11 protein-coding genes are annotated in these 17,706 nt (G+C 66.5%); 8 read left to right on the top strand and 3 right to left on the bottom strand.

What is annotated here, in order from left to right:
* Positions 1-18 precede the first annotated feature (18 nt).
* A complete protein-coding gene (locus tag ACQKIE_RS07005) occupies positions 19-303 on the top strand; it encodes an addiction module antidote protein (protein WP_427457229.1) in 285 nt (94 codons plus the stop codon).
* Positions 304-317: 14 nt separating this feature from the next.
* Here the strand turns inward: ACQKIE_RS07005 and glk are convergent, their stop codons facing one another.
* Positions 318-1,358 (bottom strand): glucokinase, encoded by a 1,041-nt coding sequence (gene glk / locus ACQKIE_RS07000; RefSeq protein WP_427457227.1) that lies wholly within the window; start codon positions 1,356-1,358, stop codon positions 318-320.
* 214 nt (positions 1,359-1,572) lie between these two features.
* On the opposite strand from glk, the gene ACQKIE_RS06995 reads away from it, so the two are divergent.
* From ACQKIE_RS06995 to ACQKIE_RS06985, 3 genes are all read left to right on the top strand, one after another.
* Positions 1,573-2,667: an ABC transporter ATP-binding protein gene (locus ACQKIE_RS06995; RefSeq protein ID WP_427457225.1), complete on the top strand. Its 1,095-nt coding sequence runs from the start codon at positions 1,573-1,575 to the stop codon at positions 2,665-2,667.
* Positions 2,668-2,773: 106 nt separating this feature from the next.
* Complete coding sequence (hemB, locus tag ACQKIE_RS06990) at positions 2,774-3,763, top strand: porphobilinogen synthase (RefSeq protein WP_427457223.1); 990 nt, start codon at positions 2,774-2,776, stop codon at positions 3,761-3,763.
* 70 nt (positions 3,764-3,833) lie between these two features.
* Positions 3,834-5,642: a monovalent cation:proton antiporter-2 (CPA2) family protein gene (locus tag ACQKIE_RS06985; RefSeq protein ID WP_427457221.1), complete on the top strand. Its 1,809-nt coding sequence runs from the start codon at positions 3,834-3,836 to the stop codon at positions 5,640-5,642.
* A 13-nt stretch (positions 5,643-5,655) separates the two neighbouring features.
* Here the strand turns inward: ACQKIE_RS06985 and ACQKIE_RS06980 are convergent, their stop codons facing one another.
* Positions 5,656-6,153, bottom strand: coding sequence for a c-type cytochrome (locus ACQKIE_RS06980; RefSeq protein ID WP_427458407.1), 498 nt, complete (start codon positions 6,151-6,153; stop codon positions 5,656-5,658).
* A gap of 364 nt (positions 6,154-6,517) precedes the next feature.
* Here ACQKIE_RS06980 and ACQKIE_RS06975 point away from each other — a divergent pair, with 364 nt between their 5' ends.
* The 4 genes from ACQKIE_RS06975 to ACQKIE_RS06960 all read left to right on the top strand — a co-directional run bounded on the left by ACQKIE_RS06975 (position 6,518) and on the right by ACQKIE_RS06960 (position 16,672).
* Entirely contained in the window at positions 6,518-7,765 is a 1,248-nt protein-coding gene (locus ACQKIE_RS06975; protein ID WP_427457219.1) for an efflux RND transporter periplasmic adaptor subunit, read from the top strand.
* A 69-nt stretch (positions 7,766-7,834) separates the two neighbouring features.
* Positions 7,835-11,077: an efflux RND transporter permease subunit gene (locus tag ACQKIE_RS06970; protein WP_427457217.1), complete on the top strand. Its 3,243-nt coding sequence runs from the start codon at positions 7,835-7,837 to the stop codon at positions 11,075-11,077.
* A 134-nt stretch (positions 11,078-11,211) separates the two neighbouring features.
* The gene (locus ACQKIE_RS06965) at positions 11,212-14,337 is read left to right on the top strand and encodes an efflux RND transporter permease subunit (RefSeq protein WP_427457215.1); all 3,126 of its coding nucleotides are present in this window, start codon (positions 11,212-11,214) and stop codon (positions 14,335-14,337) included.
* A gap of 97 nt (positions 14,338-14,434) precedes the next feature.
* Entirely contained in the window at positions 14,435-16,672 is a 2,238-nt protein-coding gene (locus tag ACQKIE_RS06960; RefSeq protein ID WP_427457211.1) for an NADP-dependent isocitrate dehydrogenase, read from the top strand.
* 41 nt (positions 16,673-16,713) lie between these two features.
* On the opposite strand, the gene ACQKIE_RS06955 is transcribed toward ACQKIE_RS06960, so the two are convergent.
* Positions 16,714-17,664: an aldo/keto reductase gene (locus ACQKIE_RS06955; RefSeq protein ID WP_427457209.1), complete on the bottom strand. Its 951-nt coding sequence runs from the start codon at positions 17,662-17,664 to the stop codon at positions 16,714-16,716.
* Between the last annotated feature and the right edge of the window lie 42 nt (positions 17,665-17,706).

Raw genomic sequence — 17,706 nt, 5'->3', positions numbered from 1 at the left:
TGCATGGGACACGAAGGCATGAAAGAGAAATTCACCCGCTGGGACGCCGTCGACCATGTGCGTACCGAGGCAGACCAGACGGCTTACCTCAATGCGTGCCTGGACGACGATCCCGGTGACGGCAGCTTGGTTCGGGCGGCCCTTGGAGATATCGCGCGTGCGCGTGGGATGAGCAGCGTGGCGAGAGCCACGGGTATCTCCCGCGAAGGGCTCTATCGAGCCCTCTCATCGGAAGGCAATCCGGAATTCGCAACCGTGATGCGCGTCATGCGCGCGTTAGGAGTGCATTTGCGCGCTGCATGACACGGCGTCTTTGATCAACGCCTGAGCGGCGTACCACCCGCTTCGACGATCGCCAGCGCCGTGCCGCCGATGAGGCCGGGCTCCGGGTTCATGATCGCCTGCGTGGGCACTGCTTCCATCGTGTCGCGGAAGCGACCCTTGGCCTCGAAGCGCTCGCGGAAGTGGCCCTTCTGGATCCACGGCAGGAGGATCGGCGTCATGCCGCCGGTGAGATAGACGCCGTCCCACGCGCCCAGCGTCAGCACAAGGTCGCCGGCGACGCTGCCGAAGATGCCGGCGAAGGTTTCCACGGCACGGCCGCACATGGCGCAGGTTTCGTCCGTGGCGCGGCGGGTGATCTCTTCGGGCGTGATCGTCTCGTCAGGCTTCTGCCCGGCGATCTCGCAGATGGCCGTGTAGAGGTTCACGAGGCCGGCGCCGCTGATGAGGCGCTCGTTCGACACGCGCCCGTAACGCAGGTTGAGCACCTTGAGGATCTCGATGTCTTCCGCGCTGTGCGCGGCAAAGCCGGCGTGGCCGCCTTCGGTCTGCAGCACGCTCACTTTGTCGCCGCGGATCAGGAGGCCGCCGACGCCGAGACCGGTACCCGGCCCGACGACGACGAAGGTCTGTTCTTCCTTGCTGCCGATCTTCGGGATCGGCGAGTGGCCGACCTGGACCAGGTCGACGTGGCCCTCGGCGTCCGGCTTGTCGCTCATCAGCATCACCGCCATCGACTGGGCGGCGAAGTCGTTGACGAGGTGGACCCACTCGAGGCCGAGTTCCTTGGTGAGGTTCTTTGCCGAGATGGCCCAGGGATTATTGGTGACCTTGACGGTCTCGCCGTTGTCGATGCGGCCCGCGGCGGCGATGATCGCGCGCTGCGCCTGGTGGCCGGTTTCCTTGAAGTACTGTTGGGCCGCGTCGCCCAGGGAGGCGTAGTCCTTGACGTGGTAGCGCCGGATGCTTTCCTGGATGAGCGGTTCGTCCTCATCCGGATGGGCGATGCCGAAGCGCACGTTGGTGCCGCCGAGGTCGGCGAGCAGGGTCGGCGCCGGGGCGCTAACGTTGGCCATGTTGGAGAACCTGTCGTGTCACGGAAGCACGCAAGGGTGCCTCGCGCGGGGGCTGACGTCTAGTGAAGGCTTACTCTGGACCCGGCGGAGGCCTACAGAGACACGGGTCCAGGCCGAGGCTTTGATGTAAACGATTACGTCGGCAGAATACCTTATTGCCCGGGGCAATGGCAGGCTCTTGCCTGACAGCCCCGGACGCCAACGGAGAGATGTGATGGCAGCGGTTCGCCTCGACAAGGTGCGCAAGGTTTATCCCAACGGGCACGTGGCACTGAAGGAGGCGACCTTCGAGATCGCCGATGGCGAGCTCCTGGTGCTGGTGGGGCCCTCCGGCTGCGGCAAGACCACACTCCTGCGCATGATCGCCGGGCTGGAATCGATCTCCGGCGGCACCATGAGCATCGGTGGCCGCGTGGTCAACGACGTGGCACCGAAGGACCGCGACATTGCGATGGTGTTCCAGAACTACGCGCTGTACCCGCATATGACGGTCCGCGAAAACCTCGGTTTCGGCCTGCGCCTGCGCGGCGTGGCGCGAGAGGAGATCGATAAGCGCGTGGCCGTTGCGTCGGACATGCTGGGCCTGAACGAACGGCTGGACCATCGCCCGGCAGCGCTCTCGGGCGGGCAGCGGCAGCGCGTGGCGCTCGGCCGCGCGCTGGTTCGCGATCCTTCGGTGTTCCTGCTCGACGAGCCCCTGTCGAACCTCGACGCGAAATTGCGCCTGTCCACCCGCGTCGAGATCGCGCGCATCCACCGGCGCCTCGGTGCGACCATGGTCTACGTCACCCACGACCAGATCGAGGCCATGACGCTCGGCCAGCGCATCGTCGTGCTCAATGGTGGGGTGGTGCAGCAGCTCGACACGCCGATGAACCTCTACAACACGCCGGCGAACCTGTTCGTGGCGGGGTTCCTGGGCAGCCCGGCGATGAACCTCTTCCACGGCACGCTGCGCCGCTCGGACGGCCTGCGCCTGGAGATGAAAGACCAGGCGATCGCACTCGCGGCCGACGCACCGGGTCTTGCGGCGTACGTGGACAAGCCGATCATCGTGGGCCTCCGTCCGGAAGACCTGCTCACCGTGGACGACCATGCAGGCGTGGAGGAGCGCCTCCGTGCGCATGTCGAGGTCGTCGAGCCGGTCGGTAACGAGGTCTTCCTCAACATGCGCCACGGCGACGCGGAACTGGTCGCGCGCGTGCCGCCGCATTCGAGCATCCGTCCGGATACCGCCGTCGGCCTGGGCTTCCACCCGGAACGACTGCACTTCTTCGATCCGGAGAGCACGGCGCGCATCGACGCCTGAGCCGGCGGGCGTCGCCGCGGCTTCCGACCACCTGCGACGCCTTGTCCCCCGACGACGCGGCCGCGGGGAGTAAAATGGGTGGATCGCCAATGAACAGGCTCGTCCCATGACCTTTCCTGCCGTTCGCATGCGTCGCATGCGCCGCGACGCCTTCTCCCGCGCGCTGATGCGCGAGACCGTCCTGACCGTGTCCGACCTCATCATGGTCGCCTTCGTGGTGGACGGCGAAGGCGTGCGCCAGCCGGTGCCGTCGATGCCGGGCGTGGAGCGCCTGTCGATCGACGAGCTCGTGAAACTGGCCGCGGAATGCGTCGCCTTGGGCATTCCGGCGCTGGCCTTGTTCCCTTCCGTGGATGCATCGGTCAAGACCGAAGACGCGCGCGAAGCCTGGAACCCGGAGGGCCTGTTCCAGCGCGCCACCCGCGAGCTGAAGCGCCGTTTCCCGGAGCTGGGCCTCATCGGCGACGTGGCCCTGGATCCGTACACGACGCACGGCCAGGACGGCCTTATCGACGCCGACGGTTACGTGATGAACGACCCGACGGTCGAAGCCTTGATCAAGATGTCGCTGGCGCAGGCCGAGGCGGGCATGGATTTCATCGCCCCCTCCGACATGATGGACGGCCGAATCGGCGCCATCCGCGAAGCGCTGGAAGAGGCGGGCCACATCCACACTCGCATCCTCGCGTATTCCGCGAAATACGCGTCCAGCTTCTATGGACCCTTCCGCGACGCGGTGGGTTCCTCCGCCAACCTCGGCAAGGGCAACAAGCACACCTACCAGATGGACGTCGGCAACAGTGACGAAGCCCTGCGCGAGGTGGAGCTCGACCTCGCCGAGGGCGCCGACGCCGTGATGGTGAAGCCGGGCCTGCCTTACCTCGACATCCTGCGCCGCGTGAAGGACACCTTCGGCGCGCCGACCTTCGTCTACCAGGTGAGCGGCGAGTACGCGATGATCAAGGCCGCCGCGCAGAACGGCTGGGTGGACGAGAAGGCCGTGGTGATGGAATCGCTGCTGTCGATGAAGCGCGCCGGTGCCGATGCGATCCTCACGTATTTCGCGATCGACGTGGCGCGCTGGCTGAAGGGATAGCTCCCACAGGAATCGCCAAAACCCGCGCTCCTCCCCATGACATAATCCGGACGATACTTCGGGAGTCGGGATGGACGGGCATCATTTCCTTGAGACGGCGGTCGTTTTCCTGCTCGCGACGGTGATCGCCGTCCCGCTCACCAAGCGCTTCCGCCTCGGTGCCGTCCTCGGTTACCTCCTCGCCGGTGTGGTCATCGGCCCATCGGTGCTGGGCCTCATCAGCGACACCGAAGGCGTCGCGACCATTTCCGACTTCGGCGTCGTGCTGATGCTGTTCGTCATCGGCTTGGAATTGTCGCCGTCGCGCCTGTGGGTCATGCGCCGCGCCGTTTTCGGCAGCGGCAGCCTCCAGGTGCTCACCTGCGCGCTGGCCTTGGGCGCGATCGGCTACTTCCTGTTCGGTCTCACCTGGAAGGCCGCGGTGATCGTCGGCGGCAGCCTGGCGTTGTCCTCCACGGCGTTCGGTCTGCAGATCCTCGCCGAGCGCAAGGAAGCCGGCACCGTCTATGGTCGCCAGGCGTTCGCCATCCTGTTGTTCCAGGACCTCGCGGCGATTCCGTTGATCGCGGCCGTCGCCCTGTTGGGCGGCACGATCGCGCGTGACGCCCACGCGCCCGACCTCATGAGCGTCCTCCGCGTGGTCGGCACCATCCTCGCGGTGATCGTCGGCGGCCGGCTGCTGTTGCGCCACGTCTTCCGCTTCGTGGCGCGCGCGAAGAGCACCGAGGTCTTCACGGCCACCGCGCTGCTGGTCGTCATGGGCACGGCGTGGCTGATGGAACTCGCGGGCATCTCGACGACCCTCGGCGCCTTCCTCGCCGGTCTGCTGCTCGCGGACTCGGAGTACCGGCACGAGCTCGAATCGAACATCGAGCCATTCAAGGGATTGCTGCTCGGCCTGTTCTTCATCAGCGTCGGCATGTCGGTGGACCTGGCCATGCTGGTCGACAAGCCCCTGCTGGTGTTGGGCATGCTGGGCCTGTTGCTGGCGGTGAAGGCGCTGCTGATCATGCCCCTGGGCAAGCTCGTCGGCGCGCTCACGACCGCGGACGCGGTACGGTTGGCCGCGGTGCTCGCCTGCGGCGGCGAGTTCGCCTTCGTCATCCTCAACCTGGCCCAGCAGAACCGCCTCATCACCGACAGCCAGCGCGGACTGATGGTGATGGCCATTTCGCTGTCGATGGCGGTGACGCCGCTGCTCGTCCTCATCGCCGCGCGGCTGATGACGGAGCGCGTGCGCAAGCCCGATCGTGAATTCGATGCCATCGAGACGGATACGCCGCGGGTGATCATCGCCGGCTTCGGGCGGATGGGGCAGATCGTCGCCCGCATCCTGCGCGCCCAGGGGATCCAGTTCGTCGCGCTGGAAAGTTCGGTGGAGCAGGTGGACACGTCACGCCGCTTCGGCGGTACGTCGCTGTTCTTCGGCGATCCGGCGCGCCCGGAGATGCTGCGTGCCGCGCAGGCCGACAAGGCCGAGGTCTTCGTCATCGCGACGGACGATCCGGAAGCGAACCTGCGCACCGCGCGGCTCGTCCGCCGGCAGTACCCCCACCTGAAGATCGTGGCCCGTGCGCGCAATCGCCAGCACGTGTTCCGCCTCATGGACATCGGCGTCGACGACCCGGTGCGCGAAACCTTCTACTCGAGCCTCGAGATGACCCGCCACGTGCTGGAGTCGCTTGGGATGAGTTCGGACGTCGCCGAGAACCGCATCGAGCGGTTCCGCAAGCATGACGACCAGGTGCTACGGGCGCAGTACCTCGTCTACGACGACGAGACCGCGCTGGTGCAGACGAGCAAGGAAGCGCTGCACGACCTGCAGCAGCTCTTCGAGGCGGACGCCGTCGAAGAGCGCGTCCGCGACGGGGAGAAATAACCGCCGTTGGCGGTTACTTCGCCTGGTCGACCATCCACTTGACGGTGTTGGTGACCTGCTCGTCGGTGAGGGCGGGATTGCCGCCCTTGGCCGGCATGTGGTTCCCGTCCGGGCCGGTATAGCCCTCGATGGCGTGCTTGGTGAGGGTGGCGAGGCCTTCGGCCACGCGGGCCGACCAGGCGCCCTTGTCCCCCAGCTTCGGCGCCCCGGCCACGCCGGCCGTATGGCAGCTGTGGCAGAGGTTGTCGTAAATGGTCTTGCCGTCGGTGCTGCCGCCGTAGGCGACCTGCGAGGCGGCGGCCTTGGCCGCGGCTTCCTGGGCGGCCAGCATCGCGGCACGGCCCGTGTCACCGGCGTACACCCCGCCGACGGGCGCGATCCGGGCCTCGGTGCGCTTGGCTACCGCCGGATCCTGTTCCTTCGGGATGTTGCTGTAGATGGTATACGCGATGACCATCAGGACCAGGGCCAGGACACTGAGGCCGGCGGTCAGCCATGAGAACTGACGCATGAAGTTCTGGTCGGACTTGCTCGGAGAACCGCTCACGCATTGACTCCACTGGTTTTGGGTGTGCCGTCCCCCTCCCCGGGATCCGGCGTGCCTGCCGGCCGCTACGCGCGGCGTCGAACCCAGCGAGTATAGCGGAACCTCCGCGCGAGTCAGCGGTCCCGATTCCGACGATGGCAGGGGATGGGATTTCGAGACATGCCGTCAGTCATGGCATACCCCTGTCAACCGGCATTGTTCAATTCCGTTCCCGTACACCTATATTGGCGCCGTCTATCATTCACCTTTTACGGGTATAAACCCCCGTGGCGCAGGCCGCATCGGACGGAACTGTGAGGCCGTCCGGCTATTCATCTGGGAGTGTTGCATGTCGCGTTTTTGGAAGATCGCGCTGGCGGTCATCGTGGTTGTGGTGGTTGCGGGCATTTTTGTCGTGCCGCGCCTGGGCCACCACGGTGGCGACGCCAATGCACAAGGCAAGACCAACGGCGAGGGGCAGGGCGACCAGCCGCCCGTGCCGGTGACCGTCGTTCCCGTGGCGTCCCAGGACGTGCCCGTCTACCTCGTCGCCACCGGCACCGCGCAGGCACGTAACTCGGTGGTCGTGCGCCCGCAGGTGGGCGGCCAGCTGATGAAGCTGAACTTCCAGGAAGGCCAGGAAGTGAAGGCGGGCGACGTCATCGCCGAGATCGACCCGCGCACGATCCAGTCGCAGTACGACCAGGCCGTGGCGAAGCTGCGCCAGGACCAGGCTGCCGCGGCCACCGCGAAGAACAACCTCGAGCGGTCGCAGAACCTGGTCAGCAAGGGCGGCCAGCAGTACGTGTCCAAGCAGGACCTGGACAACCTCAAGAACACCCTCGACCAGGCCGCGGCGACGGTCGTGGCCGACCAGGCCTCCATCCGCGCCTCGCAGGTGCAGCTCGGCTTCACCAAGGTCGTCGCCCCGATCGACGGCCTCGCCGGCATCCGCGCCGTGGACGTGGGCAACATCGTCGCAACGTCCGACACGATCGTGACCCTCACCGAGGTCCATCCGATCTACGTCTCGTTCAACCTCCCCGAGAAGAACCTCGACCTTGTCCGCAGCGCCATGCGCGAGGACCCCGCCACGCCGCTGGAAGTGGACGCGCTCGACCGCATCGACGCCCACGTCATGTCCACCGGGCGCCTGGACGTCATCGACAACGCCATCGACACCACGACGGGCACGTTTCGCCTGCGCGCGCTGTTCGACAACCAGAAGACCGAGCTCTGGCCGGGGCAGTTCGTGAACGCGCGGGTGAAGGTCCGCACGGTGAAGGGTGGACTCGTGGTGCCGGCCCAGGCCGTGCAGCGCGGTCCCGACGGCGACTATGTCTACCTCGTGCAGGGCGACAACACGGTCAAGATGCAGGCGGTGGAAACGGCGAGCGAGGTCGGTGACAGCCACGTCCTCATCGGCAAGGGCCTGAAGCTGGGCGAAAAGGTGGTCACCGAAGGCCAGTTCCGCCTGAAGCCGGGCTCGAAGGTGCAGCCGCTGGCGCCGGGACAGGTGCCCGCCGCGCCGACGGCCGAGGAGTTGCAGAAGGCGGCTGCCAAGAAGGGCCAGGGCCGCCAGGGCGGACGCCGCTGATAGCGCGCGGCGCGCCCACGACGGGCGCGCCGACCATGGACCGCAAGGTCCCGACACCAGGATCACACCGTGGGTTTCTCGACACTCTTCATTCGCCGGCCGATCGCCACGTCACTGCTCATGGTGGCGGTGCTGCTGCTCGGCATCCTCGGCTATCGCCAGCTGCCGGTGTCGGCGCTGCCGGAGATCGACGCGCCGAGCCTGGTCGTCACCACGCAATACCCGGGTGCCAGCGCCAGCACGATGGCCGCGCTGATCACGACGCCGCTGGAGCGCAATTTCGGCCAGATCTCCGGCCTCAACATGATGAGTTCGGACTCGTCGGCCGGTCTGTCGACGATCATCCTGCAGTTCAACATGGACCGCGACATCGATATCGCGGCGCAGGACGTGCAGGCGGCGATCAACCAGGCGCGCGGCACGCTGCCGAACAACCTGCCGTATCCGCCGGTGTACAACCGGGTGAATCCGGCCGACGCGCCGATCATGACGCTGATGCTCACCTCGGAAAGCCGTCCGCTGCGTGACGTCAACAACTACGCCGATTCCATCCTGGCGCAGAAGCTCTCGCAGGTGCAGGGCGTGGGCCTGGTGTCCATCGCCGGCAACGTGCGCCCCGCCGTGCGCATCCAGGTGAACCCGGCGCAGCTGGCCAACCTCGGCTTGACCATGGAGGACGTGCGCAGCTCGCTCACCCAGGCCAACGTCAACGCGCCCAAGGGCACGCTCAACGGCAAGACGCAGTCGTACAGCATCGGCACGAACGACCAGCTGGTGGATGCCGCCGAGTACAAGGGCACGATCATCAGCTACAAGAACGGCGCCCCCGTGCGCCTGTCCGACGTGGCGAACGTGGTCGACGGCGTGGAGAACGACCAGCTCGCCGCGTGGGCCAACGGCAAGCCCGCGGTCCTGCTCGACATCCGCCGCCAGCCTGGCGCCAACATCGTGCAGACGGTGCAGCAGATCCGCGAGACCATTCCGGACCTGCAGAAGGTGCTGCCCGCCGATGTGCACCTGAAGGTGTTCTCGGACCGCACCATCACCATCCGTGCCTCTGTCGAGGACGTGCAGTTCACGCTCATCCTCACGATCTGCCTCGTCGTGGCGGTGATCTTCGTCTTCCTGCGCCGCCTGTGGGCCACGGTGATCCCGTCGGTCGCCGTGCCGCTGTCGCTGATGGGCACGTTCGGCGTGATGGCGTTCGCCGGGATGTCGCTGGACAACCTCTCGCTGATGGCGCTGGCGGTCGCCACCGGCTTCGTGGTGGACGACGCGATCGTCATGATCGAGAACATCGTCCGTTACATCGAGCAGGGCCAGGATGCGAAGACGGCCGCCGAGGTGGGCGCGAAGGAAATCGGCTTCACGGTGCTGTCGCTGACCGTGTCGCTGGTCGCGGTCTTCCTGCCGCTGCTGCTGATGCCCGGCGTCACCGGCCGACTCTTCCACGAGTTCGCCTGGGTGCTGACGATCGCGGTGACGATCTCGATGCTGGTATCCCTGACGCTCACGCCGATGATGTGCGCGTACCTGCTGCGGGCGGACCAGCTGCCCGACGCCGAGGATGCGCACGAGCACGCCGCGGCCGCCGGCAAACACACCACGTGGTCGCGCATCGTCGAGGGTTACGGCCGCAGCCTGGACTGGGTCCTCGACCATCGGCCTCTGACCATGATCGTGGCCGGCCTCAGCGTCGCGCTGACGGTCGTGCTGTACATCGTCATCCCCAAGGGTTTGCTCCCCGAGCAGGACACCGGCCTCATCACGGCCGTCGTGCAGGCCGACCAGAACGTGGCTTTCCCGCAGATGGAACTGCGCACGAAGGCCGTGGCCGATGCGCTGGCCAAGGATCCCGCCGTGGCCGGCGTCGCCGCCTTCATCGGCGCGGGCTCGATCAATCCCACCCTCAACCAGGGCCAGATCTCGCTGGTGCTGAAGGACCGCGGCGATCGCGACGGCCTCGACGAGGTGCTGCCGCGCCTGCAGAAGTCGGTGTCGCAGGTGGCGGGCGTGGCCCTTTACCTGAAGCCGGTGCAGGACGTGACGCTGGACAGCCAGGTCTCGGCCACCGAATACCAGTACTCGATGTCGGACGTGAATTCGACCGAGCTGGCCGGCTATGCACAGCAGATGACATCCGCGCTGCGCAAGCGGCCGGAACTGGCGGACGTGGACAACAACCTCGCCGATAAGGGCAATGCGCTGAAGCTGACGATCGATCGCGACAGCGCCAGCCGCCTCGGCGTGCCGGTGCAGACGATCGACGACACGCTGTACGACGCGTATGGCCAGCGCCAGATTTCGACGATCTTCACCCAGCTCAACCAGTACCGCGTAGTGCTGGAGGTGTCGCCGGAGTACCGCAACAGCACGGACCTGCTCAACAAGCTGACCGTGCGCGGCAACGGCAACGGTGCCCTCACCGGTTCGAACGCCACCAGCTTCGGCCAGCTCGCGTCGAGCAACTCGGCCACTCCGGCGGGTATCGGCAACACCGGCAACGTGGGCTTCCAGGTTGGTGTCGGCGGCACGATTCCCCTGGCGGCACTCGCCAGCGCCCAGGTAACCAGCGCGCCGCTGGTGGTCAGCCACCTGCAGCAGCTGCCTTCGGTGACCATCTCGTTCAACCTCGCGCCGGGCTATTCGCTGTCCACCGCGGTGGACGCGATCCATGAGGTGGAGAAGGATCTGAACTTCCCGCCGCAGGTGCGCGGACAGTTCATTGGCAAGGCGGCGGAATTCTCGTCCTCGGTGGGCGACGAGGTACTGCTGCTCCTCGCGTCGATCATCGTCATCTACATCGTGCTGGGCGTGCTGTACGAGAGCTACATCCATCCGCTGACGATCATCTCCACGCTTCCGCCGGCGGGCGTGGGCGCGCTGCTGGCGCTGCTCCTCTGCGGCATGAGCCTCTCCGTGGACGGCATCGTCGGCATCGTGCTGCTGATCGGCATCGTGAAGAAAAACGCGATCATGATGATCGACTTCGCCATCGAGGCGAAGCGCACCGGCATGAATGCGGCCGACGCCATCCGTCGCGCCTGCCTCCTGCGCTTCCGCCCGATCATGATGACCACCGCGGCAGCGCTGCTCGGCGCCCTGCCGCTGGCCCTGGGCAATGGCATCGGGTCGGAATTGCGCAAGCCCCTGGGCGTGTCGATCGTCGGCGGCCTGCTGCTCTCGCAGCTTGTGACGCTCTACACCACGCCCGTGATCTACCTGTACATGGAACGGTTCTCCGACTGGCTGGCCGAGCGGAAGCGACGACGCGCCCTGGCGCACGACGCCCAACCCCAAGCCGCGGGCTGATGACGGTCAGTCCGAAGGCCACCGAAGCACCCTTTTCGCCGGACGGTTCGCCGCCCGGCGAAACCTTTTTCCGGCTGGCGCGTTAGGGTTCGGATGCCCCGCTTTCCCATGCCCCCGACAAGCCTCCCCGCGCCATGAATATCTCCGGCCCGTTCATCCGTCGCCCCATCGGCACGTCGCTGCTCGCCATCGGCATCTTCGCGGTCGGCATCATCTGTTACGCCCTCCTCGGCGTCGCGGCGCTTCCGAACATCCAGTTCCCCGCGATCTTTGTCCAGGCGTCGCAGTCGGGCGCCGACGCGAGCACGATGGCCTCGACCGTGGCCGCACCGCTCGAGCGCCATCTCGGCCAGGTGCCGGGCGTGGAATCGATGCGCTCGAACAGCTCCGAGGGCAGTACCTTCGTGCTGCTGTTCTTCCAGAACGGCGTGAACATCGATTCCGCGGCGCGCGACGTTCAGGCGGCGATCAATGCGGCCCAGCCCGACCTTCCGTCGGGCCTGCTGAACCAGCCGTCGTACACCAAGGCCAATCCGAACGACGACCCGATCATCGTGCTGGCGCTGACTTCGGACACCGTGGCGCCTACCGACCTCTACAACGTGGCGGATTCGGTCCTGGCCCAGCGCCTGCGCCAGCAGGAAGGCATCGCCACCGTCGACATCGCCGGCAGCGCGACGCCGGCCATCCGCGTGGACGTGAACCTGCGTGCGTTGAATGCCATGGGCCTCTCGCCCGACCAGCTGCGCAATGCCCTTACCGCCGCCAACGTCACCTCGCCGCAAGGTTTCCTCAGCGACGGCCATACGACGATGGCCGTCACCGCGACCGACTCGCTGCACAAGGCCGACGAGTTCGCCAAGCTCATCATCGGCGTGAAAGACGGCGTGCCGATCCGCCTCTCCGATATCGCCAAGGTCTACGACGGACAGCAGGACGCCTACCAGGCCGCGTGGTTCAACGGCCGCCCCGGCATCCTGATGTACGTGTACAAGAAGGCCGATGCCAACGTCATCGAGACGGTGGACCGGGTGAAGGCGCTGATGCCGCAGATGCAGACGTGGCTGCCGGGGGGCGTGCAACTGCATTCCTTCTTCGACGGCACGCCGACCATCCGCGCGTCGCTGCACGAGGTGCAGGCCACGCTGCTGATCAGCCTCGCCATGGTCATCATGACGATGGCGCTGTTCCTGCGCCGGCTGGCGCCGACCCTGATCGCGGGGCTGGCCGTGCCCTTGTCGCTGGCTGGCGCGTTCATCGCGATGTATGCGTTCGGTTACACGCTCAACAACCTCACGCTCCTGGCGCTGGTGATCGCCATCGGCTTCGTGGTCGACGACGCCATCGTGGTCATCGAGAACGTCATCCGCCACATGGACGAAGGCATCCCCCGTTTCGAGGCGGCGCTGCTCGGCGCACGCGAGATCGGCTTCACCATCGTCTCGATCACCGGCTCGCTGGTCGCCGTCTTCATCCCGCTGCTGCTGGCGCCTGGCGTCATCGGCATGTTCTTCAAGGAATTCACCGTCACCCTGGTGTCGGCCATCGTCGTCTCGGCGCTGGTGTCGCTGACACTCACGCCGTCGCTCTGCGCCCATTTCCTCACCGCGCACAAGGACGACAAGCCGGAGTCGCGGCTCGGCCGGGCGCTCGAGCGCGGGCACGCGCGCCTGCTCGGCGCGTACCGCAGGGCGCTGGACTGGACGCTGCGCCACGCGCTGCTCATGGCACTGACGCCGCTGATCCTGATCGGCATCACCATCGTCCTCGCCGGCATGGTGAAGGGCGGGTTTTTCCCGCCGCAGGACACCGGCCTCATCGGCGCCCGCGCGACGTCGAGTTCCACCGTCTCCTTCGGCGAGATGAAGACGCGACAGGCGCGCATCACGGAGATGCTCCTGGACGATCCGGACGTGAAGGCCGTCGGCTCCCGCCTGGGAACCAGTCGCACCGGCTCGAGCGGCTTCTTCAATATCGAACTGAGGACGATGGCGGAGGGACGCAAGGACAGCACCTTCGTCGCGCTCGATCGTCTCTCGGCGAAGGCCAACAAGTTTCCCGACCTCAACCTGCGCCTGCGTCCGATCCAGGACCTGCCCACGGGCGGTGGCGGCGGCAATTCGCAAGGCGGGCAGTATTCGGTGTCGCTGAAGGGCGACGACGTGGCCGAGCTGCAATTGTGGATACCGAAGCTGGTCGACGCGCTGAAGAAGAACCCGATGCTGAAGGATGTCGGCAGCGACATCGATGCGGCCGGCCTGCGCCAGAACATGGTGATCGACCGCGATACGGCCGCACGCCTCGGCGTGGGCATCGGCGACATCGATGGGGCGCTGTACAACGCCTTCGGCCAGCGCGCCGTGTCCACCATCTATTCGGACATCAACCAGTACCGCGTCATCGTCAACGCCTTGCCGCAGATGGCTGCGACACCGGAGGCGCTGAACCAGCTTTACGTTCGCTCGAAATCCGGCGCCATGGTGCCCATGTCGGCCCTGACCCGGCAGGAGCCCGGTCTCGCGCCGACCCAGGTCGTGCACGAGGACCAGTACACGAGCATGAGCGTCAGCTTCAACCTCGCGCCGAACGTGAGCATGGGCGAGGCCATGGAGATCATCCAGAAGACGGTGGAAGGCATGCGCATGCCCGGCAACATCCGCCTCGATGCCGACAGCAGCTTCGGCCGCTTCCAGCAGGCGCAGAGCAACATGCCCCTGCTGATCCTCGCGGCGATCATCGTCGTCTACCTGCTCATGGGCATGCTCTACGAGAGCCTGATCCACCCGGTCACGATCATCTCCACGCTGCCGGCCGCGGGCGTGGGCGCGCTGGCCGCGCTGGTCATCACCGATACCGAACTGTCGGTCGTGGCGATGATCGCGCTGGTACTGCTGATCGGCATCGTGAAGAAGAACGCGATCATGATGATCGACTTCGCCCTGGTGGCCCAGCGCGACCACGGCCTGAGCTACAAGGAGGCGATCCGCGAGGCCTGCCTGGTCCGCTTCCGCCCGATCATGATGACCACGATGGTCGCGATCCTCGCGGCGACGCCGCTGGCGATCGGCCTGGGCGAGGGGGCGGAACTCCGCCGGCCGCTGGGCATCGCGATGATCGGCGGCCTGGTCATCTCGCAGAGCCTCACGCTGCTGTCCACGCCCGCCCTCTATGTGATCTTCGCCTGCCTGTCGGAGCGCTGGAAGGCGCGCAAGGCACGGCGGCTGGAGCGGCGCCGGGCCTTGCGCGCCTCGCGAGCCTGATCGCAGGCTCGCTTTCCCCTCCGGCGCCAATCGGGCCACAATGGACAGGTTTCCAGTCCATGACCTGGCCCACTCAAAGCACAAGGCTCGCCGAATCATGTCCAGCTCGCCCAAGATCATCTACACGCTTACCGACGAGGCGCCGTTCCTCGCCACCGCTTCTTTCCTGCCGATCGTCGAGGCCTTCGCCGGCACCGCGGGCGTGGCCGTGGAAACGCGCGACATCTCGCTCGCCGGCCGTATCCTGGCGCAGTTCCCGGACCGCCTCACCGACGCACAGAAGATCGGCGACCACCTGGCCGAGTTGGGCGAACTGGCCACGACGCCGGACGCGAACATCATCAAGCTGCCGAACATCAGCGCCTCCGTGCCGCAGATGAAGGCGGCCATTCGTGAACTGCAGGCACAGGGTTACGCGCTGCCCGACTACGTCGACGCGCCGGCCACCGAGGAAGACAAAGAAACCAACGCCCGTTACGGCAAGGCGATGGGCAGTGCCGTGAACCCGGTGCTGCGCGAAGGCAATTCCGATCGCCGGGCCCCGCTTTCGGTGAAGAACTACGCCCGCAAGCATCCGCACCGCATGGGCAAGTGGTCCCCCGATTCCAAGTCGCACGTCGCCCACATGGACGGCGGCGATTTCTACGGCAGCGAAACGTCCGCGACCATGGACAAGGCCGGCAGCCTGCGTATCGAATTCGTCGGCAAGGACGGCGGCACGAAGGTGCTGAAGGATAAGGTCGCGGTCAAGGCCGGCGAGATCGTCGACGCCGCGGTGATGAGCCGCAAGGCCCTCGCCAGCTTCATCGACGCCGAGATCGCCGACGCCAAGGCGAAGGGCGTGCTGTTCTCGCTGCACCTGAAGGCGACCATGATGAAGGTGTCCGACCCGATCATGTTCGGCGTCGTGGTGCGCGAGTTCTACAAGGACGTGCTTGCGAAGCACGCCGACGCGCTGAAGCAGGTGGGCTTCGATGCCAACAACGGCATCGGCGACCTGTATGCGCGCCTCGACAAGCTCGACGCAGGAAAGCGCGCCGAGATCGAAGCCGACCTGAAGGCCGAATACGCCAACCGTCCGGCGCTCGCCATGGTGAATTCCGACAAGGGCATCACCAACCTGCATGTGCCCAGCGACGTCATCATCGACGCCTCCATGCCGGCCATGATCCGCGACTCCGGCGGCATGTGGAATGCCGAAGGGAAGCTGCAGGACGTCAAGGCCGTCATTCCCGATCGTTCCTACGCCGGCGTCTACCAGGCGGTGATCGACGATTGCATCGCGCACGGCGCCTTCGACCCCGCCACCATGGGCAGTGTGCCGAACGTGGGCCTCATGGCGCAGAAGGCCGAGGAATACGGTTCGCACGACAAGACCTTCCAGCTGCCAGCCGACGGCAGCGTGCGCGTGGTCGCCGACGATGGCTCGGTGGTCTTCGAGCACGCGGTGGAGCAGGGCGACATCTGGCGCATGTGCCAGACCAAGGACGCGCCGATCCAGGACTGGGTGAAGCTCGCCGTGCAGCGCGCGCGCCTGTCGTCGACGCCGGCGGTGTTCTGGCTGGACAAGGCACGCGCGCACGATGCGCAGGTGATCACCAAGGTCGAGCGCTACCTCAAGGACCACGACACGAGCGGCCTCGACATCCGCATCCTCTCGCCGGTCGACGCAACGACGTTCTCGCTCGAGCGCATCCGCAAGGGCGAGGACACCATCTCCGTCACGGGCAACGTGCTGCGCGACTACCTCACCGACCTGTTCCCGATCATGGAACTCGGCACCTCGGCGAAGATGCTTTCCGTCGTTCCGCTGATGGCTGGCGGTGGCCTGTTCGAAACCGGCGCCGGCGGCTCGGCCCCGAAACATGTGCAGCAGTTCGTGGAAGAGGGCTACCTGCGCTGGGATTCCCTCGGCGAGTTCCTCGCCCTGGCCGCCTCCCTGGAACACCTGGCCGAGCGTTACGACAACCGCCACGCCCGCGTGCTGGCGAAGACCCTCGACCAGGCGAACGGCCGCTTCCTCGACAGCAACAAGTCGCCCGCGCGCAAGGTCGGCGAGATCGACAATCGCGGCAGCCACTTTTACCTGGCGCTGTATTGGGCCCAGGCGCTCGCCGCGCAGGACGACGACGCGGACCTGAAGGCGAAGTTCGCGGGCGTGGCGAAGGCGCTGGAAGAGAACGAGGCGAAGATCAATGGCGAGCTCATCGGCGCGCAGGGCAAGCCCGTCGACATCGGTGGCTATTACCACCCGGACATGCAGCGCGTGCGCGCCGCCATGCGCCCGAGCGCGACGCTGAACGCCGCGCTGGCTTCGCTTGTCGCGTCACGCTAACCCGTTGGAAAGTGGCCCCGTAGATCGGACGGGGCCCTCTCCTACACGGGATCGCTTGCGGTCGTCAGGGTCGCCAGTTCGCCCTCGGTAAGTGCCAGCGACGTCGCCTTTGCAAGGTCATCCAACTGCTCCACCGATGTCGCACTGGCGATGGCCGCCGCGATGGCGGGTTGTGCCATGACCCAGGCCAGCGCGACTTGCGCGGGCGTGGCACGGTGCGCCTCCGCCACCTGGTCGAGCGCACCGAGGACGCGGTAGCCGCGGTCGCCGAGGTACGTCTTCACCCGTCCGCCGCGCGCCGCGCTCTTCCCGAGGTCGGCTTCGCTGCGGTACTTGCCGCTGAGGAAGCCGCTGGCCAGCGAGTAGTAACTGATCACGCCGACGTGTTCCTTCACGCACAGCGGCTGCAGGTCATCCTCGAAGCCCTTCCGGTCCATGAGGTTGTACTCGGGCTGCATCGACTCGTAGCGCGCCAGGCCCTTGGAGGCACTGGTGTCGAGGGCGTCCGCGAGCCGTGTGGCGGCATAGTTCGATGCTCCGATGACGCGCACCTTGCCGGCCGTCACCAGGTCGTCGAACGCGCGCAGCGTCTCCTCGAGGGGAACCTTGGGATCGTCCTCGTGCGACTGGTACAGGTCGATGCGGTCCGTGCGCAGCCGGCGCAGCGAATCGTCCACGGCCTCGCGGATGTTGGTCGGCGAGAGTCCGGGATAACGGGCCCACTTGCCCACCTTCGTGGCGATGACCACCTGATCGCGCTTGCCACTCCGGGCAAGCCAGTTGCCGATGATCGTTTCGGATTCGCCGCCTTCGTTGCCGGGCACCCATGCCTCGTACACGTCGGCGGTGTCGATCAGGTTGAAGCCGTGGTCCACGAACGCGTCGAGGAGGTCGAACGAGCGGGCCTCGTCGACGCTCCAGCCGAACACGTTGCCCCCGAAGGCGAGCGGAGCCACCTGCAGGGGCGAGCGGCCGAGTTGGCGAAGCTTCATGCGTCATCTCCTGTGGGGTGGGAAACACCCATGATGACGCAC

This window comes from Luteibacter sp. NPDC031894 (assembly GCF_050273135.1).
GTDB lineage: Bacteria > Pseudomonadota > Gammaproteobacteria > Xanthomonadales > Rhodanobacteraceae > Luteibacter.
Note: the sequence above shows the minus strand (reverse complement) of the source record. Positions and strands in the feature narration are given on the sequence as shown.